We start from the raw sequence: 24517 nt of genomic DNA, 5'->3' as shown, positions 1-24517 counted from the left end.
GTGTTTATTAAACCTAAACGCTTTTGTGTTATTTGAATGTTAATTACAGTTTGTAAGTAAGACCCAGTTTGAAAACCATACCTTTTTTGTATTGTGCAACCAATACGTTTTGATCTTCCTGAATTCTTTCTACAGTAGGGTTGAGTATGTTCCTAACACTAAAGCCTATGTTTAGCTTTTTGTTGATGTTAGATTTTACAATAAAGTCAAGAGTTCCCACAGCTTTGTCTACTATATTACCTTTTGTGTTTGTACCTATTGCATATAATCTGTCTGAGAAATAGTTATAAGTAAGTGTAGCCATAAGGTTTCTGTCTTCGCTAAACTCGTTTAAGTAACTTACGTCTGCATTTAATAGTAAGTCAGACGCTCCTGTAAGTTTACCTTCGTCGTTAGTGAAGTTAACGTTTAGGTTTGTTTCTTCAGAAACTTTTTGAGAACTGAAATCCTGGTTGTTGTACATGTATGAAGCATTGAAACCTGCCGATACTATATGGTTTAATGTTGCATCTTCTCCTGAGAAATCAAAAAGATCTTTTCTTATTTCAAATTCACCACCTATTGCTACAGCTTTTTCACCTGTATTAAGGTAAGAGATATCGTTTGTTGCAGATGCTACTGTTACCTCGTTCATTGGGTTTTGGATGTACTTACCAAATGCAGTGAAAGAGATTATCTCTGTTGCTTTAGGGAAAAATTCCCATTTTAGGTCTACGTTATAATCAGTAGATGCATATAGGTCAGGGTTACCAAATGTAATTTGGGTTACTTCTTCATACTGGAAAGGAGCTCTTTCTTTAAACTGAGGAAGTGTATACGTTTTACTTGCAGCAAATTTTAAGTTTTGCTTGTCTGTAAGCTCATATTTAATAGCTGTACTTGGCATGAACTCTGTAGACTCAAAGTTGCTGTCGCCTCCTTGTGGTCTAAGTGCTGTTTTGTATTCCAGATCTTGTTTAATAAGCTCAAGTCTTAATGCTCCAATTACTGTTAATCTTGGAGAGAATTTGTATTCAACAGCTCCAAAACCAGCGTTTATTGATTGTTTACCGTTGTAAGTTTGAGGGTCAAGAGCGGTTGGTATACCAACACCACCTCTAAAGGTTACGATGTCAAAACGACCGTTGTCAATATTATTTTGGTTAAAGTACCCGTCAATGTTGTTTAGGTCAATTAGTATAGGGTCGTTAAAGTTGATATTTCTGTCAATTTTGAAGTTAAACTGAGTTGCTTCAAAGTCTACGCTTTTAAATCGTCCGCTGTAGCCTACTGTAAATTTACCTTTATAATTATCTTCGTCATCTTTATTGAACTTATAGCTTGCGTTAAAGTTAGCTGCAAATTCATTTTCTGTAAGATCCTGGTAGTAACGGTGGTTGTCTGATGCTGCTAAGTCTGAAACTTTAAGTCCCTGAGAGAAATCATCGTTATCAACAGGTACAAAAGTGTTTTGCATCCTGTCTGGAATCACATTGTTAATGATGTTATATGATGTACCCCAGTCAAGTTCAACTCTTTCGTTCAGTTTGTGGTTACCAAGTAGCTGGTTAACATAAAGCGAAGTTCTGTCAAAAGTAGAACGTCTTACATAACCTCCTCCGTTTGGTGCATTGTCAAAAATATCGATAGTTCCGTTATATTCGTCAAGGCTTTGAGATGTAGAGTTAACAAAAAGTGAGTTAAACTTAATGGTGTTGTCCAGGTTTATTTTGTAGTTGGCATTACCCATTAAGGTAGTGTTAGTAAGGTGAGTGTAAGAGTCGTAGTTAAAATCTTTTCTTGCAATTCCCTGATTACTTACGTTGCCTCTTGCGATACCTTCTCTGTAGCTGTATTCGCTGTCAAAAGATCCTGTTGCAAAAAAGCTTAATCTTCCTTCTTCTCCTATGTCATAAGAATCACCTCCTTTTAGAGATACGCTCATGTTTACCGGAGTAGCTGTTTGCTTATCCCAGCTTGTAGTAAAATTGTATGCTTCTAATGGGTTTGAAGGATACTTTTGGTTTGAGAAACCTGTAAATGCAGGTCCGTCCTGTTGGTAAAAATTGTCTGCGTTAATAGCGTTTTGACTAACACCAGTTCCAACTCCAACTTCAAAGAAACCGTTTCCTTTATAGTTTTTAGAAGAGATGTCGATGTTTGCACCGGCAAAGTCACCATAGTTTTTAAAGTAGTAAGTCTTGTCTATACCAATAAACTCAACAATATCTGTAGAGAATATCTCCAGGCTTATGTTTTTTCTTGAAGGGTTATTAGATGGTAAAGGCAGTCCGTTCATGGTTGTCATGTTGTAACGGTCTCCAAGACCTCTTACATAAACGCTACCTGAGCCTTCCTGCTTTGAGATACCTGTAGTTTTTGTTACAGCAGTTGCAACGTCACTAACACCTTTACGCTCTAGTTCCTGCGCGCCTATGTTTTGTTTTATTTCTACCGCTTTTTTCTGTTCTGCAAGTAATGCCGATTCTTTTTCGCGGCTTACTGTTTTTTCCATTACAAGGCCTTCAAGTTCTACACTGGTAGAGCCTAATGCTTCATTTATAGTTTTTGTTTCACCGGCTTTAACAGTGAAAGGGATTTCTTTAGGTTCGTAACCAAGAAAGTCAATAATTAAAGTGTGGCTTCCTGCAGGTACAGAAAGTGTGTACTTTCCGTTTTCGTCTGTGTTTGTTCCAATTTGTGTTCCTTTTATAAGTATTGTTGCAAAAGGAAGGGGTTCATTGTTAAGATCTTTGTCGGCAATTGTACCGGTTACTGTTCCTTTGTTTTGAGCGAAGCTCATGGCAAAGGTAAATAGTGTGATAATTAAAAATTTAAGTTTCATTTCGTGTCGTTTAATTTCGCTGCAAAGAAACTTCAGGTGTCCGAACCTATTGTTACAAAAACGTTACGTTTGGATTTACGTTTTATTATTAAATTGTTAACAGATTAAATAATTGTTAACCCGTTTGTTCATTTTGTATTATCTTTACCTTTACAGCCGCAAAACATAATATGTAACACCATTATGAAGAAAAAAGACATTAAGATCTTATTGGTTGACGATGAGCAGGATATACTGGAAATTGTGGGCTACAACCTGTCCCAGGAAGGTTACCAGATCATCACTGCAAACAATGGTAAGGATGCCATAGTTAAAGCGAAAAAAGAACTTCCACATCTTATTATTATGGATGTAATGATGCCTGAAATGGATGGTATGGAAGCTGTTGAGACCATTAGAAAAGTGCCTGAACTTAACAATGTGATTATTACATTCCTTACAGCAAGGAGTGAAGATTACTCGCAGGTGGCCGGATTTGATGCCGGAGCGGATGACTATATTGCAAAACCTATTAAGCCGAAATTACTTGTTAGCAAAGTGAAAGCTTTACTAAGAAGGCTTAAGGAAGACGAAAGCAAAGGTGATGTACTTAAAGTGGGTAATATTGAAATTAACCGCGAAGAGTATAAAATCATCATGGAAGACTCTGAAGAGATTGTACTTCCAAGAAAAGAGTTTGAACTTTTCTATCTGTTAGCTTCAAAACCAGGTAAAGTATTTAAGAGAGAAGAAATTCTTGATAAAGTATGGGGTAACGAAGTGGTAGTAGGAGGAAGAACTATTGATGTTCACATTAGAAAGTTGCGTGAAAAAATAGGTGACGAACTATTTAAAACAATCAAAGGGGTAGGCTATAAGCTGGAGATTTAGTGGCTATAAATTTTAAGAAAACATACAAGTTTGCTGTTAAGTCAGCATTATACATATCTTTATTCTCTGCTGCTATACTGGCAGGAATGAAATTCTATTATACCGAAATAAGCTGGGAGTTTATTTCGGTCTTCACTACGGCACTTTTTATTTTCTCATTTTTTGTACTTCAGTACAGGGCAGAGCGTTTTATTTACCGCAGAGTAAAAAAAATATACGACGATGTTTCTCTTTTAGAGTCCAGCTCATTTAGGAATAAGCCTATCACTACTGATATGGCTACCCTTACCCGTGAGGTGGAAAAATTTGCACGCGATAAGAAAATAGAAATTGAAACCCTAAAGGTACGCGAGGAATATCGTCGTGAATTTATAGGTAACGTTTCTCACGAGCTTAAAACACCACTTTTTACTGTTCAGGGATATTTGCTTACGCTGCTTGATGGTGCAATGAGCGATAAGACCCTGCGTAAAAAATATCTGCAGCGTGCTGAAAAAGGAGTGGAAAGGCTTATCTATATTGTTCAGGACCTTGACATGATTACCAAGCTTGAGGTAGGTGACCTTAACCTTAACTATACCAAGTTTAATATTGTAGAGGTAATACAAAACGTGTTTGACTTACTGGAGATGAAAGCCGATAAAAAAGGGATTATACTAATGTTTGATATGAAGTATATCAAACCGATAATGGTATATGCCGACAGGGAGAAAATTCAGCAGGTGGTAACTAACCTTGTAGTTAACTCTATTAAGTATGGCAGAGAGAACGGTACTACTGAGGTTAGTATTGAAGACCTTGTAAATAATAAGATTATTGTGCGTATAAAAGACAATGGCGAGGGTATAGAGAAGAAAAATATATCCAGACTGTTTGAACGCTTTTACCGCGTAGACAAGAGTGGTGCCCGTACCGAAGGAGGTTCGGGGTTAGGGCTTTCCATAGTGAAGCACATCATAGAAGGTCATGATGAGAAAATATATGTAGAGAGTAAATACGGAGAAGGTTCAGAATTTTCATTCACCCTCGAAAAGACTAAATAAGTCTTTCCAGGTTACCTCCTCAGTATCCATATTCTTTAACCCTTTATACTCTTCTACCTGTTCCAAATCTTTTATGGTAAACTCATCCTGTGTAGCATAAGGCACAAGCCCTGATTTTTTAAGTTTTTGTGCCAGGTATTCCTGTTCATATTGTCCCGGTGTTGGGATAAAAAATGCCTTTTTACCCAGTTTGGCTAAATCCATTATAGTGGTATAGCCTGAACGGCACAGTATAAGTTCACTTTCGTTAAAAGCCTGTTCCAGTGCTTCACGCCCCATAAAGTTATAGTAGGTAATGTTGTTTTCGGTAACAGTTGTCTGTTCTCCGTCTATCACCCCGCGTACAAAAAGAGTTTCGCCTTTATAACTTTTTAACTCTTCCTTCAGTCTTTCCTCAAGCATGGTACGCTGTGGTTCTGGTCCCGAAAGAATAACCATAAGGTCGTATTTTTTAGGGATACATTTTTTGTTCAGCCTGCTTAACGGACCTATGTATTTTACCTTTAGCGAACAGTTTTCCGGATGACCCAGTTTCCCGGTAAGGTTAGGTGAAGTGGCTACATCGGGTACCCAGCACTGTTTGTGTTTGTTGATGAAGATGCGGTGTATTTGTGTGGTAAACCATGTGGTGTTTCCGGTAAGTACATTAAGTTGGTGTGTCATAAAAGTCGACGGTATCTTACGGGAATATACACCCATACGGTTATCTGATATGATGCCGCTTATACCATATTCCTTAATCCATTTTTTTACGGTTTTGTTTTCGTTTCTAACCGCTTTTATCATGTTAGGAATCTGGAAAAACATTTTCAGCTTAAACAGGCTACCGTTTTTGGCATATTCTATTTTGTATGACGGGAGTTCCAGTATCTTTTTATCGGGGAACTCTTTTTTAAGTAATTCAAGGGCTACGCCATCAGAGGCGATAATGGGTTCAAAACCATGGTATTCTAAAGCCTCAATAACAGGTATGCATCGGGTGGCATGGCCTAACCCCCAGTTTAAAGGGGTTACCAGTATTTTTTTGTTTTGCAAAACTTTAAGTTTTTAATAACTATTTAATAAGTGCAAGCTAAAACTATTCTCAGTTTCGTATATTTCCCTAATTTTACCAAAATTTTAAATTTAATTGTGGGAAGTAAAAATAAACTGAAGCGTTTTAGGGAAAACGAAACCTTTGGCAATGTGATTCAGCCAACAAGGGAAGAGGCTTTGGCGGGTAATTTTCCGTTAAAAGGCAAATGGGGAAGTGAGTTTTTCAAAAATGATAATCCTATTGTTTTAGAACTGGGGTGTGGTAAAGGTGAATACTCTGTTGGTCTTGCCCGTTATTATCAGGATAAAAACTTTATTGGTATTGATATTAAAGGTGCCCGTTTTTGGAGAGGGGCTAAAACCGCTGTTGATGAAGGTATACATAATGTAGGTTTTTTACGCACCCAAATTGAGCTTATAGAACAGTTTTTTGCCGAAGGCGAAATCTCTGAAATATGGATTACCTTCCCGGATCCGCAAATTAAATATAAGCGTACCAAGCACAGGTTAACCAATACCGAATTCCTGCAACGTTACAAAAGGATACTTACACCGGATGGTATAATGAACCTTAAAACCGACAGTGAGTTTATGCACGGTTATACACTGGGACTACTTCATGGTGAAGGACACGAGGTGATATATGCTAACCATAACATATATGAAAACCACGGTGCTCCAAAAGAGGTAACCTCTATACAAACATTTTACGAACAACAGTATCTTGAAAAAGGTAAACCAATAACTTATATTCAGTTTAAAATAAAGTAAATATGGATATAATTTTCCCTGTGCTAATAGGTATACTTGTCGCAACACCGGGCATCCTGCTTCCGGGTTTGATAAATATGACAGCAGCCAAAATTAGCCTGAGGGACGGTAAATCGTGTGCTGTGGTTTTTGCTGCAGGTGCTACGTTTATTGTTTTAATCCAGTCGTACATAGCTGTTTCGTTTGCAAAATTTATTAGCCGAAGACCTGATATTATCAATCTTCTGGAAGAAGTAGGGCTTGGTATATTTGTACTGCTTACCGTTTATTTTATATTTATTGCAAAAAAGCCACAGCAAAAGGAAGATGAAGACGAACCGGTGAAACTAAGGTCGCGTACCAGTTGTTTCTTTTTGGGAGTACTGCTTTCGGTGCTTAATTTTTTCCCAATTCCATACTATGTGGTAATGAGTGTAACGCTCTCGGCTTATAAGTATTTCTCTTTTGACAACCTGTTTGTGTTCCTGTTTGTAATGGGGGCTGTGAGTAGTACTTTCGGGGTGTTTTACCTGTATATTGTTTTCTTTAAAAAGCTGGAAAACAGGTCGGGCTTTTTCATGAAAAACGTTAACTACTTTATTGGTAGTGTTACAGGAATCGTATCTGTAATTACCTTAATCAAACTGCTTAGAAATATGTAGCCATGCCCGAAAATAAAAATGATAATTTTTTTGAAAGGGTGTATGATGTTGCCCGCCTAATACCAAGCGGCAGGGTAACATCTTATGGAGCTATAGCAAAATATCTGGGTGCGGCACGTTCGGCAAGAATGGTAGGCTGGGCTATGAATGCCTGTCACGGCAGGGACGATGTTCCGGCACACAGGGTGGTTAACAGGCAGGGGCTGCTTTCGGGTAAACATCATTTCCCGGGGAGTAACCTTATGCAGCAACTACTGGAAAGTGAAGGAGTCGAAATAGATGACAACAAAGTGGTTCATTTCGATGTGTATTTTTGGGATCCTTCGGTCGAATTGGATTTTTAACTCTCATAATTACGCTTTTACTGCTTTAAAACTTTATTGTATAAAGTTTTCATACTATCTTTGCAATTTGAAATCAGTCTTAATAAGAGGCTGAAACAGAAAGGTATAAATATTATGAAACTAGATAGAAAAGAGATATTAAAAGCTCTTGAAACCATAACCATAGCCGGAGAAGGGCAAAACATGGTAGAGAGCGGTGCAGTGAGAAATGTACTTACTTTTGGTGATGAGGCTGTTGTAGAACTTGTACTTGCTAATCCGGCAATGCATATCAGGAAACGTGCCGAAGCCGATATTATAAAAACCATACAGGAAAAAGTAAATGCCGATGCTAAGGTTAAGGTGAACGTAAAGGTGGAAGCACCTGAAAAACCTGAGATTAAAGGTAAAGGTATACCGGGGATCAGTAATATTATTGCGGTATCTTCGGGCAAAGGTGGTGTAGGTAAATCTACTATTACAGCAAACTTAGCTGTTACCCTTGCTAAAATGGGCTTTAAGGTTGGTGTTCTTGATGCCGATATTTACGGTCCGTCTATGCCAATTATGTTTGACGTGGAAAGGGAAAAACCAATCTCGGTAGAGGTAGACGGTAAATCTAAAATGAAACCGATACAAAGCTACGGCGTGGAACTGCTTTCTATAGGCTTTTTCACAACGCCTGAGCAGGCTATTATATGGAGAGGTCCTATGGCTTCAAAAGCGCTTAACCAAATGCTTTTTGATGCCGACTGGGGTGAGCTTGACTTTATGCTTATCGATCTTCCTCCGGGAACGGGAGATATTCACCTGTCTATAATGCAGTCACTTCCTTTAACAGGTGCGGTAGTGGTTAGTACACCACAGGCTGTTGCCCTTGCTGATGCCAAAAAAGGTGTGGCAATGTTCCAACAGGAAAGTATCAATGTGCCTGTACTGGGTATTATAGAGAATATGGCTTACTTTACTCCTGATGAACTTCCTGATAACAAATACTACATCTTCGGTAAAGAAGGAGCTAAAAACTTAGCAGAAGATTTAGATGTTCCTTTCCTTGGAGAAGTGCCAATTGTACAGAGTATACGTGAGGCCGGAGATTACGGTCGTCCTGCTGCCCTGCAAACGGCAACACCGCTTGAGGCTTCGTTTGAAGAACTGGCACGATCTGTAGTACAGGAAACCGTAAACAGAAATGACAACCTTCCGCCTACAGAGGCAATTAAAATAACTACCATGGCTGGCTGTTCAGCAGTTAAAAAGAAATAACCCATGACAACAGAAGAAATTAAATTTAATGTGGAAAAGGCGCTGGATGAGATCCGCCCGTTCCTGGAGTCTGACGGAGGTAACATAAGCCTTATCGAAATTGAAGATGATAAGCATGTAAAAGTTAGACTTGAAGGCGCGTGTGTAGGATGCAGCGTTAACCAGATGACATTAAAAGCCGGAGTGGAAACTACTATTAAAAAGTATGCTCCGCAAATAGAAACTGTAGTAAATATTGCATAGTGTTAATTATGGCCTGAAGGCTGATAATTATCATAAAAAGGAAAAACAGTTTTAAAGAATTTTGCTTTAAAACTGTTTTATTATGCCAAGTAAGAAAATGATTAGTACCGATATATTAATAATAGGCGCGGGTCCAACCGGGCTTTTTGCCGTATTTGAAGCAGGACTGCTAAAACTGAAATGCCACATTATAGATGCGCTTCCGCAACCGGGCGGGCAGCTGGCTGAACTGTATCCGAAAAAACCGATTTTTGATATTCCTGGATTTCCGTCTGTTTTAGCGGGAGACCTTGTAACTAACCTGATGGAACAAATTAAGCAGTTCCAGCCGGGCTTTACCCTTAACGAAAAAGCCGAAACCATAGAAAAGCAGGAAGACGGTACCTTTATTGTAACCACAAACAAAGGGACAAAACACCATGCTAAGGCAGTTGCTATTGCCGGTGGTTTAGGTAGCTTTGAACCTAGGAAACCTATAATCGAAGATTTGGAATTCTATGAGGATAAAGGGGTAGAGTATTTTGTGAAAGACCCTGAACTTTTCCGTGATAAACGTATTGTTATTGCCGGTGGTGGTGACTCTGCGCTGGACTGGAGTATTTTCCTTTCTGATGTAGCAAAAGAGGTTACACTGGTACACAGGAGAAACGAGTTTAGAGGAGCTTTAGACTCTGTAGAGAAAGTACAGGAATTAAAGAAACAGGGTAAAATTAACCTGATTACTCCGGCAGAGGTAACCGGTATTAGAGGTGCAGAGCACGTTGAAGAACTGGATATTGACCACGATGGCGGACACAGGACGATTAAAACCGATTACTTTATTCCGCTTTTCGGACTTTCTCCAAAACTGGGAGCTATTGCCAACTGGGGTCTTGAAATCGAGAAAAATGCCATTAAGGTTAATAATGCACTGGATTATCAAACCAACATAGAGGGCATTTACGCCATAGGTGATGTTAATACCTATCCCGGTAAGCTAAAGCTTATTCTTTGTGGTTTCCACGAGGCTACGCTTATGTGTCAAAGTGTGTACAACAAACTTAACCCGGGCAAAAAATTTGTTCTTAAATATACAACGGTAAGCGGCGTTGACGGTTTTGACGGAACCCGTAAAGAGGCTGAAAAGCAGGTTGTAAAAGCAATAGAGTAGTATGGCAGATGTTACCATAAAAATAACAGACAGGGATGGTGTTAAGCACGAAGTGCAGGCGCCTACTGATATGTCTATGAATATAATGGAAGTGGTTAGGGCTTACGAACTTGCTCCCGAAGGTACCATTGGGGTATGTGGGGGTATGGCGATGTGTGCTTCCTGCCAGTGTTATGTGCTTAACGATGTGGAGTTGCCTGAAATGGGACCTGATGAGGATGCCATGCTGGCTGAAGCTTTTTACGTAAAGCCAAACAGCAGGCTGGGCTGCCAGATACCGGTTACAGAAGACTTAGAGGGGCTTGAAATTGAGCTTGCTCCCGAATCATAAAATAAAAAAAGCGTTCCAATCCGGAGCGCTTTTTTTATTTTATAAACTGAAATGTTTACTTACTTCCTTACGGTAGGTATTCCCGATAGGGATTACAAAATCATCCATTTTGATGGTATTGTTGTATATGCTCATTACCTTTTTTACCGGAACAATATAAGAACGATGCACCCTTACAAAGTCAGACGAAGGTAGTTTTTCGGCAATGCCCTTCATAGGCATTCGGGTTACCAGGCTGGTTTTGTCCTGTAAGTGTATTTTAATATAATCGTCCAGTCCTTCAATGAGCATAATGTTATCAAAGTCTACACGCTGTAGTTTGTAATTGGCTCTTATAACCAGGTGCGGATGCTCTGTGGTATTTTGCTGTAACTGTTTTTTAGCCTTGTCAAGCGCCTGCAGGAAACGCTCTAACGAGAAAGGTTTCAGCAAATAGTCTATAGCATTTACATTAAACCCCTCTACAGCATACTGGCTGTAGGCGGTGGTAAAAATAACAGGTAGTTCAGTGCCAATACTTCGGTAAAATTCCAGTCCGTTTTTTCCGGGCATTTGTATGTCCAGGAACAATAGGTCTACGGGGTGCTTTTTGAGGTAGGCAGCCGCATCAGATATTTTAGTGAAAGTTCGCACTAAATCAACACCTTCTGCCTGCGAGCAAAAATGTGAAGTTACCTGTAATGCGAGTGGTTCGTCGTCTATAGCAATGGCTCTAATCATGTCAGCTCTATTTTTAAGTTAACTTCAAAAGTGTCATCGGTTTCATGAAAAGTTATTTCATGTTTATCGGGGTAAAGGTGTTTTATTCGTTTTAAGGTGTTTTCGGTGCCTTTCTCGCTCTTTTCGCTTTCAGGTAGGTCAATGCTAACCTTTTTGTTTTTAACGTTAAGCAGTACCTCGTTTTGCGTTATATGGATTAATATGGCTATAGCCGATTCTTCATCGGGGTTAATGCCATATTTAAATGCGTTTTCAATAAACGGAATAAGCAGCAGGGGAGATATTATTTTATTATCGGTATTTCCTTTTATTTCAAACTGAAAGTCAATACTGTTATCCATTCTTAGCTTTTGCAGGGATATGTAGTTTTTTACATATTCAATCTCATCCTGTAAAGGGACATAGTCTTCACTACTTTCGGTAACTACATAGCGCATTAGTGAAGATAGTTTAACGATGGCTTCGGGAGCATCGTCTGATTTTGTTATGGCAAGCGCATGGAGACTGTTAAGGGTGTTAAACAGGAAATGCGGATTGATTTGTGCTTTAAGGTAGGCAATCTCGGTATTCAGTTTTTCACTTTGTATATCTGTTAGCCTTTGGTTTATGCGTAGCAGTAATGAAACAAAAAATACCAACAGGAACTGGAAAAGTGTACTCCCTTCTATAGGTCGCATAGCTCTGAATCGTGAAAATTCTACCGGCTGTTTTGGCATGCCTGTTGGCGGTGGCATTTTTATTTCAGGGAAGTTTGTTTTCATTTCGGATGGTGACTGCATTTGCTGTGGCCACTGTTCACGAAAAATCAACGATGGTGTAATAGCTATGGCAGCATAACAAACTACTATTAACGCAAAGAAAACAGTTAGCTTTTTACTGAAGTAAAACGTAGGGATTAAATAGCCGTAATTTAAATAGAAAAAAAGCAATAGCAGTACATGGCTGAAGAAGCTTTTTTGAAACGGAACCAGGCTAAATAGCGGTTCGCCTGAGTTAAAATCGGGAGATGATAAAACAGGGATGCTTAAAAACAGTAGGCTGCCCAGTATATGGGGCAGGTAAGTATAATTTTTTTTATTCATGGTCTATTATACCTTAACTCAAATCTATGAATAAAATTTTAACAGGTAGCCTAATTATGAATACAAAAAAAGCCTCTTCACATGAAGAGGCTTTTAAGAGATATGTTTTTAAAACATTATTGCTTTACGAATTTAAGCGTAGTGCTTTGTCCGTTTTTCTCAACTTTTACAAAGTAGATACCGTTGCTGTATGAGCTGGCATCAATAGTTAGGTTAGCCTGAGAACTAACTTTAGCCTGACCTACTATTTGTCCAAGGTTATTGAATATAGTATAGCTTTCCGGTAGCTCGTTATTTGGCATTGCAATATTTACAATGTTGTTAACCGGGTTAGGGTAAAGTTTTATTTGCTGTAATGTAGCTTCAAACTCAACATTGTCCAGTGTGATACCAATGCCAAAGTATGCCATATCAAGCAAAGCAAAATTACCGTCTCCTTCAGCCAGTAGCTCACCGCCTGGTGTTGTTATAGTGTATCCTCCTGTTTCAAGTCCGTCACCACCCATGTCAAGCATAACGAAAGTATAACATTGGTTAGGGTCAAGACTAACGGTAGTAGTGTAAGTTTGATTATCGTCATAGTCACCCTGAGCACCTGTGTAATAAGGTTCGTTATTTAAGTCAGGTATTCCCTGAAAAATCGCCCATCTTGTTTCGTCTGCGTCATCATCTGTAGTAACAGTTACAATAACTTCCTCAGTATCTGCATTTGGTATATTTTCAATTGCTATAGGTGTACTTGTTACGTTATTTTCAGTATTACCGTCTTCATTGTTGTTAACTGTAGCCAGTGTTGCAGTTAAATCGTATAAACCAATAGCCGGTTGGAAAGAATCGTCGCTTGTAATTGTAGCTGTTTCTCCGGTAGCAATGTTACCTGTCCATTCTATGGTTTGTATAGCTGTTCCGTTAAGTGCTACATTGATCGTTGCAGCTGTAATCGCTTCGGTACCGCCGTTGTATACTAAGAACGAAGGAGTCATGGTTCCGTCACAATCTAAGTTCGGACTTAACAGGTTAAGCGAACCGTCAATATCATAGCTTATGCCCGGTTGACATCCGTCAGAAGTTATTAGCGATGCTCTTCTTGGAGAGTTAGCTAATACAGCCTGCATTCTGTCTTTTTGGTTTTGAGTGAAAACGTTTTGACAAGAGTCACTTGTGTAGTCCATATAATTTTCAATCATATCCAGTCCCGGAGAACTTGGGCATGAATCCTGACCTTCAGGGCATCCGCTGTTAGCATATGCAGTTACAGGTGTATCTTCACAATAGTCATCTACACTACAGTTTCCGTCTCCCCAAATATGTCTAAGACCAAAGTAGTGACCTGTTTCGTGAGTTGCAGTTCTACCTTTATTTCTTCCGCCAAACTGATCGTAAGTACCTTCAGGATATATGTCTGATGAACCACAGTATAAGTGTCCTAATACAACACCGTCAGTTTCTGCAAGAACTTCTCCTTCTATACCGTCTAATCCTGATTGAGTAGGGAATTGTGCATAACCGGCAAGTTCCCCTACAGGAATTCCCATATAGCCTATGTAGATATTGCTTACTACCCAAATATTAAGGTATTTTGTAGGATCCCACTGCGTTTGTGGTTTAATGTTTTCTTCAACGGCATTCATTTCCCAGCCAAATACATCGTCTGTAGGGATGTAGTGTCTTGTAATACCCGATGTTGCAAAACCGTTAGGGTCACGTTGTGCCAGGCAAAATTCAATTTCCATGTCGGCTCCTACAGGGTTTTCATTATAACCCGGAGTGTCTGCCATTCTTCTGTAATCCTGATTTAAAACAGTGATTTGAGAAAGTATCTGCTCGTCAGAAATGTTTTCTTCAGATCCTATTGCCGAGCCATTGTGTATAACGTGGAATACAACAGGGATGGTTACAACCTGATTAGTTGTTTGTCCGTTTTTTAAAAACTCTGAAGTTTTGTTTTCCTGAATTTTTGGTGCAATCCATGCTTCAAATTCAGGAGTACTAAACCTGTTAGCCGATTTTTGCTGTAAATAACTTTCGTATTCAGTTGTAGCACATTTTACTACCGGTAATTTTGGTCCGAATTTTTTTACCGGATTGTTTTGACCAAAAGTAGTAATAGAGAATAAACCTGCCGCCAGTAACAGCGCGGTTTTTAGGTGTGTAATTTTTCTTATCATTGTAAGGACTTATAATTTTTGCCGAAAATACATTAATATTTTATATGCTAGCCTATTAAAAGGGGTTTTAACAAAAAATCCCGGATTGAACTCCGGGATTTGAAAGTGTATTTTTATTTGTTTTTAAATAGATGCCATATCGTGGTGCATAATGTTTTCCTCAATGGCATTCCATAGTTCAATACGTTTGTCAAGCGCCTGTTTTGAAGCTTCTTCAACTTCTTTCCATTTTTGCTCGTCTTCGCCACATAGTTCACTAATCATTTGCATTGCCATTGGGCCATGCTCATCGGCATCCAGTTCTATGTGTCTTTCAAAATAATAGATAAGTCTCTCCAAATTGGTTTCAGGGAAATTCTTCTGGAAGTTTCTAAGTATTTCTGTAAACATTGCCGGAATAAGATCTTCACGTCCAAAGGTAAATGCTGCGGCAATTTCATGTGGTTTGCCCTGTTCAATAATCCTGAAAGTGAAGTCAAGAAATTCTTTAATCTTTTCGTGCAGGTGGCTCTGTTTTATGGAAACAAAAATGTTTTGGGTGCTCACTACATCCTGTAAAAAGGCTTTTACTTCGCTGGTATTAGCACCACATTCTTCCATTGCATCCACATACATTTCGTAGTGGCTTTGTCTTTTACCCTCTAAGGTGATATCGGTTTCTTCTGCCAGTACAATTTCATTGATAAGGTACCTTATCTCAGCATTTCCTACCGGTAACCACGGGGTAGTGGTGCAGGTAAGTTTAGACTGTAATGCTTTTAGCAGCGACATAAAATCCCAAACGGCATAAACGTGTCCTTCAAGAAAACACTTTAAATCGTCTATCGTTTTTACTTTGCTGTATAAAGAGTGTTTTAACAGAAGGTCTTTTTGGGGTTGGATACTTTTGTTAACGGTATCTGTATTCATAGCATAGTTTTTTACAAAATTAAAAAAGCTTCTTTAGACAAAGAAGCTTTTAACAATTGAATTTTTAAATAAACGTATAAATTTTACTTATATTTTATTTAAATGCTGCGTGACCGGTTATGTCAAGTCCTGTTATAAGCAGGTGAATATCGTGAGTACCTTCATAAGTAATAACACTTTCAAGGTTCATCATATGGCGCATAATAGAATACTCTCCTGTAATACCCATACCACCTAAAATCTGGCGGGCTTCGCGGGCAATATGCAGGGCCATATCCACATTGTTTCTTTTTGCCATAGATATTTGTGCCGATGTTGCTTTACCTTCATTTCTTAAAACACCAAGTCTCCATGTTAACAACTGGGCTTTAGTGATTTCGGTAATCATTTCGGCAAGTTTTTTCTGTTGCAGCTGGGTAGCGGCAATAGGTTTGTCAAACTGTACGCGCTCTTTTGCATAGCGAAGTGCAGTATCGTAGCAATCCATAGCAGCACCTATGGCGCCCCATGCGATTCCGTAACGGGCAGAGTCAAGACATCCAAGCGGACCGCCTAACCCTGATTTATTTGGTAAAAGGTTTTCTTTAGGGACTTTTACATTGTCAAAAATAAGTTCACCGGTAGCCGATGCTCTTAGTGACCATTTGTTATGTGTTTCGGGAGTAGAGAAGCCTTCCATGCCACGCTCTACGATAAGACCGTGAATTCTTCCTTCCTCGTTTTTGGCCCATACCACAGCGATATCGGCAAACGGAGCGTTAGATATCCACATTTTGGCACCGTTAAGCAGGTAATGGTCGCCCATATCTTTAAAGTTGGTAATCATACCGCCCGGGTTAGAACCATAATCCGGCTCTGTTAAACCGAAACAACCCATAAACTCACCTGAAGCCAGTTTAGGAAGGTATTTTTTACGTTGCTCTTCGTTACCGTATTTCCATATAGGGTACATAACAAGAGATGACTGTACCGATGCTGTAGAACGAACACCGCTATCACCTCTTTCAATTTCCTGCATTATAAGTCCGTAAGAGATTTGGTCTAAACCGGCACCTCCGTACTCTTCAGGAATGTAAGGGCCAAATGCGCCAATATCGGCAAGGCCACTAATAATTTGTTTTGGGAATTCTGCTTTTTGAGCATAATCCTCAATTATTGGAGATACTTCGCGTTTTACCCACTCACGGGCAGCATCGCGAACCATTTTATGTTCATCTGACAATAGTTCGTCAAGAAGATAGTAATCAGGAGCTTGAAATAAATCAGGTTTCATTTATAACGTTTTAGTTGATGGCAAAAGTAAAGAAGAATTGTAACAAATCCATAAAAAAATGTTGTATTTTTTATAGCAAAGTAAAAATGAAAGCGCTCCTGCTGTAGCAGCAAGAGTGAAATTCAAAACCTGATAAGTTATGAAAGGAGAGGAGGTTTACAGTTTTAAATAAAAATCTTTAGTAAGCTCGGTGTATTCCGGGGTGTATTGATGGCGTGCCGTTTCAATAACTAACTCGTCAAAAATTGTTTCAGCTTGTTGTCTGGTAAAAGCCATAAGGCTTCTTTTGATTACAGTATCGGGTGCGCCTTTAATTCTTGTAATTTTGGCTAGGTACAGGTTAAATTCGGCAGCAATGGCTATGAATTTTTCCTCTTCCTTAAAAGGAGTGATAACCGAAAAGATACCGTTTTCTGATAGTAATATAGAGGCAGCTTCAATAAGATGTTCAAAAGGAAGTGATTCGGTAAAGCGGGCCTTATCTCTTTGCTCGTTACCGGATGAGTAATTCTCAGAATAAAAAGGAGGGTTTGAAACGATAATGTCATACTCCTCATCGTGCATTTCCTCAACAAATTCGTCCAGTCCTGCATGGTAGCAAAACAGGCGGTCACCCCATTTGCTTTCTTCAAAATTTTCTACAGCCTGTTCGTAGGCCTCATCATCAATTTCTATAGCATCAATCTGCTCGGCGGTACTGCGTTGTGCCAACATTAAAGCTATTAGTCCGGTTCCGGCCCCAATGTCAAGAATGCTAAACGGATTGTTGCTCACCGGTGCCCATGCTCCAAGCAATACGCCATCGGTACCTACTTTCATTGCACATCGGTCCTGCTGGATAGTAAATTGCTTAAACTGGAACATTTCTTAAAAGTGAGATGTTAGAATTTAGATTTGTAAGATTAAGGGTTGAGGTAAACTATATATCAAGGTAGAGGTCTACCAGTCCTTCGGGAGTATCAAGTATAATTTTTTTGTTTTCACGATCTACCTTTACAATGAAATCATCTATCATAGGGACAAGTATTTCTATATCACCTTTAAGAATTTCAAAAAGAGGTTGGGCCGAGGTATCGTTTACACCGGTTATTTTACCAATGTTGCCCAGTCGCAGGTCTTCGGCATCAAAGCCTATTATTTCGTGGAAGTAAAATTTATCGCCTTCCAGTTTAGGTAGCATAGATAGCGGTAGGTATACTTCGCAGCCTAAAATCTTTTCGGCTTCTTCCTCGCTGTCTATATCTTCAAAGCGGGTTCTTAAAAAATCGCCCTTATGAATTGAAGATGATTCAATAAAAAATGGAACCAGATGTTTGTTGAATTCAACAAACACTGATTCCATGTTTTCATACAAACCCGGCTCGTCGGTATCAAGATAGATAAGGACTTCGCCTTTATAGCTAAACTTTTTGGCGATCTTGCCTAAATAGAAACAATCTTCTTTACGCATAAATCGCAGTCAAATTAAGCTTGGGTTTCTTCTGTGTTTTCTTCTGAAGTTGTGTTTTCTTCAGCTTCAGCTGTAGTCTCTTCAGCAGCATCCTCAGCAACAGCAGCAGCTTCAGCTTCTTTCTTCGCAGCAATACGATCTTCGTTAACTTTTTTCTCTGCCTCAAGAGCTTTAGCTTTCGCGTCAGCTTTAGCAGTAGAAAGTCCGTCTTTCTTAGCGTTTACTTTCGAATCTTTTTGTTCTAACCAAGCAGCAAACTTAGCATCAGCCTGCTCCTGAGTAAGAGCACCTTTACGAACACCTCCGTCCAGGTGGTGTTTAAGTAAAGCACCTTTGTAAGAAAGGATAGCTCTTGCAGTGTCAGTTGGCTGAGCACCGTTGTGTAACCACTGTACAGCTGTTTCAACATTGATGTCGATAGTTGCAGGGTTAGTGTTAGGATTGTAAGTTCCTATTTTTTCAAGGAATTTACCATCTCTTTTTGAGCGGGAATCTGCCGCTACTACCCAGTAAAAAGGTTTTCCTTTTTTACCGTGTCTTTGTAATCTGATTTTTACAGGCATAATCTTTAGATTAAGTTTGAGGTACCCGACCTCTGTTAATTAAGGGTGCAAATATATGAAACTTTAGCTTACAAACTTTTTTTGCGTTAATTTTTATGATTTTTTGCGTTCAAAAAGTTCAAAATACATACTTTTATTGTGATTTATTATAATTTAATTAGGATATATGTCATAAAAAACTATTTTTGTCGTTGTAAAATTTGATACACCATTTCTTTAAGATATATTAATAATGAAAAAGATTTTATCACTACTAGTGCTGATGGTTACTTTTGCCTCATGTGAAGAAGACATCCAATTCAATAATCCGGCCGTACAGGCAATGAGAGACGATGAGTTGTGGAGGGCAGTAGAGTACACCGCGACAAGAGAAACAGATAATTCACTTACCATACAGGCAACAAATGGTTTTGAAACCCTTATATTAAGGACTGCTTCTGTAGATCCTGGTGTTTACGAACTAGGTCTGAATGAGCAAAATAAGGCGTCTTATTCGGTTTCTGTTGACGGTATAGAGATGAACTATCAGACAGGTACTGACTTAGGTGATGGAAAAATTGAAATACTAGCTGAGGATACCGACTTAACCCAAGGGTTTATAACGGGTACCTTCCGTTTTAATGCAGTTGAGGATGACGGAACAGTAGTTAACTTCAGAAGCGGTGTTTTTTACAGAGTGCCAATACAGCCGGTAGGCCAATAATAAAGAAAATGAAAGCCATCCCAAACGGATGGCTTTTTTATTTGCAAATTATATGTGTTAAGAATTTATTAAGCGTGTAAAGACTTCATTTTGAGCCGTCCGTAAGGATGGTTTTTTTGTTTTTATTGTTGACTGAAAAACTGTATTTTTGAAAAGTTACCCTGAGGGGATTGCTTTTCTTTTAACTTCCAAATAATTAACCGGTTATGTACTTGATTTTTGATACCGAAACCACCGGATTACCTAAACGATGGGACGCTCCTATTAGTGATACCGATAACTGGCCGCGCTGTATACAAATAGCATGGCAGCTGCATGATGAGATGGGGCAGCTTATAGAGCATCAGGATTATTTAATAAAACCTGATGGCTTTAATATTCCCTATGATGCCGAACGTATTCATGGTATATCTACAGAACTTGCTATGGAGCAGGGTGTAGAGCTTGAGGGTGTGTTGGAGAAGTTTAATGAAGCAATGGCGAAAGCCAAGTTTATAGTAGGGCAAAATGTTGGCTTTGACGTTAACATTATGGGAAGTGAGTACTATAGGTTTGGTGTAGATACTCCGTTGCAGGATATGAAGATACTGGACACCTGTACCGAGGTTACTGCCGAACTGCTAAAAATACCGGGAGGTCGTGGAGGTAAGTTTAAACTTCCTACATTAACCGAACTTCACGAATATTTATTTGGCGAACCTTTTGCCGAAGCTCACAATGCAACTGCCGACGTTGAGGCTACCACACGTTGTTTCCTGGAACTGGTTAAAAGGGAAATCTTTACTTTAGAGGAGCTTGATGTCCCGCCTACTTATTATCGCGAGTTTAAGGAGGCCAATCCGCAAACCATACAATTAATAGGGCTAAAACATATTAACCTTAAGGCTGCTTCTGAAGAGGTAAGAAAACGCCTTGATAAGTTAAAGGGTGCCGAGGAGATAAGTCATGTTACCGAAGAACTTAAGCAGGACTTAAAAGAGGTAGAGTTTGTGCATTTGCACAACCATACCCAGTTTTCGGTACTACAGTCTACCATAGCGGTACCTAACCTGGTTAAGGCAGCAGCAAAACACAAAATGCCGGCTGTAGCCATGACCGATCATGCCAATATGATGGGAGCATTCCACTTTGTGAGTAATGTGCTTAACCATAATAAGGCTGCCGAAGCAAAAAACAAGGAACTTATAGAAAATGGTGAAGAACCTACCGAGGTAACCATGAAGCCTATTGTAGGTTGTGAGTTTTTTGTTTGTGAAGATCATAAAGACAAATCAAGGAAAGACAACGGTTATCAGATTGTAATGCTGGCCAAAAACAAAAACGGCTATCACAATTTGGCGAAAATGGCATCTATAGCCTATACCGCAGGTTTTTACTATGTGCCAAGAATTGATAAAAAAGTTATAGAACAGTATAAGGAAGATGTAATTGTGCTTTCGGGTAACCTGTATGGTGAGATTCCTAATAAGGTTTTGAATATAGGTGAGAACCAGGCAGAGGAAGCTTTGCTGTGGTGGAAAGATCAGTTTGCAGATGACTTTTATATAGAGCTTATGCGTCACGGGCAGGAAGATGAGAATCGTGTAAACGACTCGCTTATCAGGCTTGCCAAAAAGCACGACGTTAAGCTTATTGCAACAAACAATACCTATTATGTGGATAAGGAAGATGCCCATGCCCACGATATTTTATTGTGTGTAAAGGACGGTGAGAAGCTGGCTACACCAAAAGGTAGAGGCCGAGGTTTCCGTTACGGACTTCCTAATAATGAATACTACTTCAAATCAGGGGAGGAGATGAAAAAGCTCTTTGCCGATTTGCCTGAAGCTATTGTTAATATTCAGGAGATAGTAGATAAAATAGAAATATACTCGCTTTACCGTGATGTACTTCTTCCTAAGTTTGATATTCCGGAAGAATTTCAGGTGGAAGAGGATAATGAAGACGGAGGTAAACGCGGTGAGAATAAATTTTTAAGGCACCTTACTTATGAAGGGGCTAAAAGAAGATATGAGGAAATTACCGATGATATAAGGGAAAGGCTTGACTTTGAGCTTAAAACCATCGAGAATACCGGTTATCCGGGGTACTTCCTTATTGTACAGGATTTTATTGCCGAGGCACGAAATCTTGGGGTTTCCGTAGGGCCGGGCCGTGGTTCGGCAGCAGGATCGGCGGTAGCCTACTGTTTGGGTATTACCAATATCGACCCTATTGCTTACGATCTCCTTTTTGAGCGTTTTCTTAACCCCGACCGTGTATCGATGCCCGATATTGATATTGACTTTGATGATGAGGGTCGTGGTCGTGTAATGGATTATGTAATCAATAAATATGGGGCGAGCCAGGTAGCGCAGATTATTACTTATGGTACTATGGCTGCAAAATCATCCATAAGAGATACGGCAAGGGTGCTTGACCTTCCGCTTTTTGAGGCCGATAAGATTGCCAAGCTTATCCCTAACATGAAACTGGCCAAGATCTTTAATCTTGATCCTAATGCGCTTAAGGGTGCATTACGAGCGGAAGAGTATGAAAAGGTACAGGAGCTTATAGGTATGGCAGATGCCGGAGATCTTGCCGGAGAAACCATTCAACAGGCAAAAGTACTGGAAGGTTCGCTGCGTAATACAGGTATCCATGCCTGTGGTGTTATCATTACACCCGATGATATTACGAACTTCGTTCCGGTATCACTGGCAAAGGATTCCGATTTATATGTTACCCAGTTTGACAACTCTGTGGTTGAGAGTGCCGGGCTACTTAAAATGGACTTTCTGGGGTTAAAGACCCTAACTCTTATAAAAGATACGGTAAAGCTGGTAAAATACCGTTTTAATATAGACCTCGATCCCGATAAATTCCCGATAGACGATAAAAAGACTTATGGGCTTTTCCAGCGCGGTGAAACCGTAGGTGTGTTCCAGTACGAATCGCCTGGTATGCAAAAGTACATGAAGGACCTGAAGCCTACTGTATTTGCCGATCTTATTGCGATGAATGCCCTGTATCGTCCGGGACCGTTGGAGTATATTCCGAGTTTCGTAAGAAGGAAAAACGGTGAGGAAGAAATCAAATACGATCTTGAAGCTTGTGAGGAATACCTAAAGGAAACCTATGGTATTACCGTATACCAGGAGCAGGTAATGCTCTTGTCGCAAAAGCTGGCAGGCTTTACCAAAGGTGAGGCCGACGTACTGCGTAAGGCGATGGGTAAAAAGCAAAAGGACGTACTGGATAAAATGAAGCCCAAGTTTGTGGAGCAGGCTGCTGCAAAAGGACATGATGCCACAGTATTGGAGAAAATATGGAAAGACTGGGAGGCTTTCGCAAGTTATGCCTTCAACAAGTCGCACTCTACCTGTTATGCATGGGTAGCCTATCAAACGGCTTACCTAAAGGCACATTATCCGGCAGAGTATATGGCGGCAGTACTTTCCAATAACATGAATGATATTAAGCAGGTATCTTTCTTTATGGAGGAATGTAAGCGAATGGGCTTACAGGTACTTGGGCCTGATGTGAACGAATCGTACTATAAGTTTACGGTAAACGATCAGGGTGCGGTACGTTTTGGTATGGGGGCAATTAAAGGTGTGGGTGCCGGTGCTGTTGATACCATTGTTGAGAACCGTAAAGACGGAAGATACCGATCTATATTTGACTTGGCCAAACGTATTGATTTGCGTGCCGCCAATAAAAAAGCATTTGAAAACCTGGCGCTTGCAGGAGGGTTTGACTGTTTTGCCGATACCCAAAGGGCGCAATACTTCCACCATGAGGAGGGGGATAATATTACCTTCCTAGAAAAGGCAATACGTTATGGAGCCAAGTATCAGGAAAATGAGAACTCCTCTCAGGTGAGTCTTTTTGGTGAGTCGAGCGACGTGCAGATACCCGAACCGGTAATTCCGGCATGTGAGGAGTGGAGTACTATGGAAAAACTTGCCAAGGAGAAAGAGGTAGTGGGGATCTATATATCGGGTCACCCGCTGGACGATTACAAGTTTGAGATGAAATACTTTTGTAATGCCAGACTGGATGCCCTAAAAAACATGGAGCAGCATGTGGGTAAGAATCTTAGTTTTGGAGGCATCATTTCAAACGTGCAGCATCGTATAGCTAAAAACGGTAAAGGATGGGCGTCATTTATGCTGGAAGGTTATGACGAGAGTTATGAGTTCCGTATTTATGGGGAGGAGTATTTAAAGTTCAGGCATTTTCTAATCCCTAATAATTTTACCTATATGAAGATAATGGTGCGCGAAGGCTGGGTAAATGCCGAAGGGAAACGCGGTGAGCCAAGAATACAGTTTATAGCGATACAGTATCTTCAGGATGTGCTTACCACTTTTGCCAAAAAACTCATTATACAGTTTAATATTACCGAGCTGCAGGAACAAATGGTTATTCAGTTAAATGAACTGTTCAGACACAACAGGGGAGATCATTCGGTACAGTTTGAGGTAATGGAGCTGGAACGCGTTAAGCGTAAAGTTGAGGTGGCTGCGATGGCAGATGAACAGCTTGATGGAGAAGCGGAAGCAGAACTTGATGGCGAAATGCCGGAAAGTGTTATGACAGATGTAGAAGATATACAGGTAGTAACCAAGGTAACTATGCCAAGCCGCAAGCTGAAGGTTAAAATTTCAAATGAGTTGTTGCACGAACTTGAAAAGTTACAGCTTAATTTTAAGCTAAATTAAATTTTTGATAGGTTACGTCTATTTATTCATAATTAAAACTAATAAACGTTTCACTTTTCAATTAAATATTTATACCTATTTTTGTTCTTTATAAACTTAACTATTTATATATAATAATATGGCAAAGGAAATCACAGATGCTACATTTGACGAAGTAGTATTAAAATCAGATAAACCGGTTTTGGTAGATTTTTGGGCTGCATGGTGTGGTCCTTGTAGAATGGTAGGTCCTATCATCGAAGAGATTAGCTCAGAGTATGACGGAAAAGCTGTTGTAGGTAAAGTTGACGTAGATGCTAACCAGGAGTTTGCTGCTAAATATGGTGTTAGAAACATCCCAACTGTATTAGTATTCCAAAACGGAGAAGTTGTTGGAAGACAGGTAGGTGTTGCTCCAAAGCAAACGTATACTGATGCTATAGACGCGTTACTATAATCAGTTTTGT

Annotated in this window: 22 protein-coding genes; 12 read left to right on the top strand and 10 right to left on the bottom strand. The window is 39.6% G+C overall.

The window, feature by feature from the left end:
• Positions 1-43: 43 nt before the first annotated feature.
• A complete protein-coding gene (locus tag Q763_RS11650; RefSeq protein ID WP_035134452.1) occupies positions 44-2824 on the bottom strand; it encodes a TonB-dependent receptor in 2781 nt (926 codons plus the stop codon).
• 183 nt (positions 2825-3007) lie between these two features.
• Here Q763_RS11650 and Q763_RS11645 point away from each other — a divergent pair, with 183 nt between their 5' ends.
• Together Q763_RS11645 and Q763_RS11640 are read left to right on the top strand one after the other, a co-directional pair.
• Positions 3008-3694 carry a response regulator transcription factor gene (locus Q763_RS11645; RefSeq protein WP_035134450.1) on the top strand — a complete coding sequence of 229 codons (687 nt, stop codon included), beginning with the start codon at positions 3008-3010 and terminating at the stop codon, positions 3692-3694.
• A complete protein-coding gene (locus Q763_RS11640; RefSeq protein WP_035134449.1) occupies positions 3694-4737 on the top strand; it encodes a sensor histidine kinase in 1044 nt (347 codons plus the stop codon). Before Q763_RS11645 ends, Q763_RS11640 begins: the two co-directional genes overlap by 1 nt.
• Here Q763_RS11640 and Q763_RS11635 read toward each other — a convergent pair.
• A complete protein-coding gene (locus Q763_RS11635; RefSeq protein ID WP_035134447.1) occupies positions 4711-5772 on the bottom strand; it encodes a glycosyltransferase in 1062 nt (353 codons plus the stop codon). The genes Q763_RS11640 and Q763_RS11635 overlap by 27 nt on opposite strands.
• 96 nt (positions 5773-5868) lie before the next feature.
• On the opposite strand from Q763_RS11635, the gene trmB reads away from it, so the two are divergent.
• The 7 genes from trmB to Q763_RS11600 all read left to right on the top strand — a co-directional run bounded on the left by trmB (position 5869) and on the right by Q763_RS11600 (position 10497).
• Entirely contained in the window at positions 5869-6543 is a 675-nt protein-coding gene (trmB, locus tag Q763_RS11630; RefSeq protein WP_035134626.1) for a tRNA (guanosine(46)-N7)-methyltransferase TrmB, read from the top strand.
• Positions 6544-6545: 2 nt separating this feature from the next.
• Complete coding sequence (locus Q763_RS11625) at positions 6546-7184, top strand: lysine transporter LysE (protein ID WP_035134445.1); 639 nt, start codon at positions 6546-6548, stop codon at positions 7182-7184.
• A gap of 2 nt (positions 7185-7186) precedes the next feature.
• On the top strand, positions 7187-7528 hold the full coding sequence (locus Q763_RS11620) for an MGMT family protein (RefSeq protein WP_035134443.1): 342 nt from the start codon (positions 7187-7189) through the stop codon (positions 7526-7528).
• Between the two features lie 114 nt (positions 7529-7642).
• On the top strand, positions 7643-8773 hold the full coding sequence (locus Q763_RS11615) for an Mrp/NBP35 family ATP-binding protein (protein WP_035134624.1): 1131 nt from the start codon (positions 7643-7645) through the stop codon (positions 8771-8773).
• Between the two features lie 3 nt (positions 8774-8776).
• Positions 8777-9016 carry a NifU family protein gene (locus Q763_RS11610; protein ID WP_035134441.1) on the top strand — a complete coding sequence of 80 codons (240 nt, stop codon included), beginning with the start codon at positions 8777-8779 and terminating at the stop codon, positions 9014-9016.
• A gap of 97 nt (positions 9017-9113) precedes the next feature.
• Positions 9114-10166 (top strand): NAD(P)/FAD-dependent oxidoreductase, encoded by a 1053-nt coding sequence (locus tag Q763_RS11605; protein ID WP_035134440.1) that lies wholly within the window; start codon positions 9114-9116, stop codon positions 10164-10166.
• A gap of 1 nt (position 10167) precedes the next feature.
• Positions 10168-10497 (top strand): 2Fe-2S iron-sulfur cluster-binding family protein, encoded by a 330-nt coding sequence (locus Q763_RS11600; RefSeq protein ID WP_035134439.1) that lies wholly within the window; start codon positions 10168-10170, stop codon positions 10495-10497.
• 39 nt (positions 10498-10536) lie between these two features.
• On the opposite strand, the gene Q763_RS11595 is transcribed toward Q763_RS11600, so the two are convergent.
• The 8 genes from Q763_RS11595 to Q763_RS11560 all read right to left on the bottom strand — a co-directional run bounded on the left by Q763_RS11595 (position 10537) and on the right by Q763_RS11560 (position 18662).
• Positions 10537-11217, bottom strand: coding sequence for a LytR/AlgR family response regulator transcription factor (locus Q763_RS11595; RefSeq protein WP_035134437.1), 681 nt, complete (start codon positions 11215-11217; stop codon positions 10537-10539).
• Positions 11214-12299 (bottom strand): sensor histidine kinase, encoded by a 1086-nt coding sequence (locus Q763_RS17525; RefSeq protein ID WP_052123423.1) that lies wholly within the window; start codon positions 12297-12299, stop codon positions 11214-11216. Before Q763_RS17525 ends, Q763_RS11595 begins: the two co-directional genes overlap by 4 nt.
• A gap of 116 nt (positions 12300-12415) precedes the next feature.
• Positions 12416-14467, bottom strand: coding sequence for a M43 family zinc metalloprotease (locus Q763_RS17520; RefSeq protein ID WP_052123421.1), 2052 nt, complete (start codon positions 14465-14467; stop codon positions 12416-12418).
• Between the two features lie 123 nt (positions 14468-14590).
• Positions 14591-15376 (bottom strand): DUF3050 domain-containing protein, encoded by a 786-nt coding sequence (locus tag Q763_RS11580; protein ID WP_035134435.1) that lies wholly within the window; start codon positions 15374-15376, stop codon positions 14591-14593.
• Positions 15377-15470: 94 nt separating this feature from the next.
• On the bottom strand, positions 15471-16649 hold the full coding sequence (locus tag Q763_RS11575) for an acyl-CoA dehydrogenase family protein (protein ID WP_035134434.1): 1179 nt from the start codon (positions 16647-16649) through the stop codon (positions 15471-15473).
• 156 nt (positions 16650-16805) lie between these two features.
• The gene (locus Q763_RS11570) at positions 16806-17513 is read right to left on the bottom strand and encodes a tRNA1(Val) (adenine(37)-N6)-methyltransferase (protein ID WP_035134431.1); all 708 of its coding nucleotides are present in this window, start codon (positions 17511-17513) and stop codon (positions 16806-16808) included.
• 55 nt (positions 17514-17568) lie between these two features.
• Positions 17569-18099, bottom strand: a complete 531-nt coding sequence (rimM, locus tag Q763_RS11565) for a ribosome maturation factor RimM (protein ID WP_035134429.1) — start codon at positions 18097-18099, stop codon at positions 17569-17571.
• Between the two features lie 14 nt (positions 18100-18113).
• Positions 18114-18662, bottom strand: coding sequence for a 30S ribosomal protein S16 (locus Q763_RS11560; protein ID WP_035134427.1), 549 nt, complete (start codon positions 18660-18662; stop codon positions 18114-18116).
• A 232-nt stretch (positions 18663-18894) separates the two neighbouring features.
• Here Q763_RS11560 and Q763_RS11555 point away from each other — a divergent pair, with 232 nt between their 5' ends.
• The 3 genes from Q763_RS11555 to trxA all read left to right on the top strand — a co-directional run bounded on the left by Q763_RS11555 (position 18895) and on the right by trxA (position 24507).
• Positions 18895-19365, top strand: a complete 471-nt coding sequence (locus Q763_RS11555; RefSeq protein WP_035134425.1) for a DUF6252 family protein — start codon at positions 18895-18897, stop codon at positions 19363-19365.
• A gap of 206 nt (positions 19366-19571) precedes the next feature.
• On the top strand, positions 19572-24071 hold the full coding sequence (dnaE, locus tag Q763_RS11550; protein ID WP_035134423.1) for a DNA polymerase III subunit alpha: 4500 nt from the start codon (positions 19572-19574) through the stop codon (positions 24069-24071).
• 118 nt (positions 24072-24189) lie between these two features.
• Positions 24190-24507, top strand: coding sequence for a thioredoxin (gene trxA / locus Q763_RS11545; protein WP_035134421.1), 318 nt, complete (start codon positions 24190-24192; stop codon positions 24505-24507).
• The last annotated feature ends 10 nt before the right edge of the window (positions 24508-24517 follow it).

The sequence above is a fragment of the Flavobacterium beibuense F44-8 genome, from assembly GCF_000769915.1.
Taxonomy (GTDB): Bacteria; Bacteroidota; Bacteroidia; order Flavobacteriales; family Flavobacteriaceae; genus Flavobacterium; species Flavobacterium beibuense.
Note: the sequence above shows the minus strand (reverse complement) of the source record. Positions and strands in the feature narration are given on the sequence as shown.

Excerpts from the sequence above, each read along its gene's own strand:
- Q763_RS11650 (WP_035134452.1), bottom strand. The coding sequence starts at position 2,824 with ATGAAACTTAAATTTTTAATTATCACACTATTTACCTTTGCCATGAGC.
- Q763_RS11645 (WP_035134450.1), top strand. The coding sequence starts at position 3,008 with ATGAAGAAAAAAGACATTAAGATCTTATTGGTTGACGATGAGCAGGAT.
- Q763_RS11625 (WP_035134445.1), top strand. The coding sequence starts at position 6,546 with ATGGATATAATTTTCCCTGTGCTAATAGGTATACTTGTCGCAACACCG.
- Q763_RS11620 (WP_035134443.1), top strand. The coding sequence starts at position 7,187 with ATGCCCGAAAATAAAAATGATAATTTTTTTGAAAGGGTGTATGATGTT.
- Q763_RS11615 (WP_035134624.1), top strand. The coding sequence starts at position 7,643 with ATGAAACTAGATAGAAAAGAGATATTAAAAGCTCTTGAAACCATAACC.
- Q763_RS11610 (WP_035134441.1), top strand. The coding sequence starts at position 8,777 with ATGACAACAGAAGAAATTAAATTTAATGTGGAAAAGGCGCTGGATGAG.
- Q763_RS11605 (WP_035134440.1), top strand. The coding sequence starts at position 9,114 with ATGATTAGTACCGATATATTAATAATAGGCGCGGGTCCAACCGGGCTT.
- Q763_RS11600 (WP_035134439.1), top strand. The coding sequence starts at position 10,168 with ATGGCAGATGTTACCATAAAAATAACAGACAGGGATGGTGTTAAGCAC.
- Q763_RS11595 (WP_035134437.1), bottom strand. The coding sequence starts at position 11,217 with ATGATTAGAGCCATTGCTATAGACGACGAACCACTCGCATTACAGGTA.
- Q763_RS17525 (WP_052123423.1), bottom strand. The coding sequence starts at position 12,299 with ATGAATAAAAAAAATTATACTTACCTGCCCCATATACTGGGCAGCCTA.
- Q763_RS17520 (WP_052123421.1), bottom strand. The coding sequence starts at position 14,467 with ATGATAAGAAAAATTACACACCTAAAAACCGCGCTGTTACTGGCGGCA.
- Q763_RS11580 (WP_035134435.1), bottom strand. The coding sequence starts at position 15,376 with ATGAATACAGATACCGTTAACAAAAGTATCCAACCCCAAAAAGACCTT.
- Q763_RS11575 (WP_035134434.1), bottom strand. The coding sequence starts at position 16,649 with ATGAAACCTGATTTATTTCAAGCTCCTGATTACTATCTTCTTGACGAA.
- Q763_RS11570 (WP_035134431.1), bottom strand. The coding sequence starts at position 17,513 with ATGTTCCAGTTTAAGCAATTTACTATCCAGCAGGACCGATGTGCAATG.
- rimM (WP_035134429.1), bottom strand. The coding sequence starts at position 18,099 with ATGCGTAAAGAAGATTGTTTCTATTTAGGCAAGATCGCCAAAAAGTTT.
- Q763_RS11560 (WP_035134427.1), bottom strand. The coding sequence starts at position 18,662 with ATGCCTGTAAAAATCAGATTACAAAGACACGGTAAAAAAGGAAAACCT.
- Q763_RS11555 (WP_035134425.1), top strand. The coding sequence starts at position 18,895 with ATGAAAAAGATTTTATCACTACTAGTGCTGATGGTTACTTTTGCCTCA.
- dnaE (WP_035134423.1), top strand. The coding sequence starts at position 19,572 with ATGTACTTGATTTTTGATACCGAAACCACCGGATTACCTAAACGATGG.
- trxA (WP_035134421.1), top strand. The coding sequence starts at position 24,190 with ATGGCAAAGGAAATCACAGATGCTACATTTGACGAAGTAGTATTAAAA.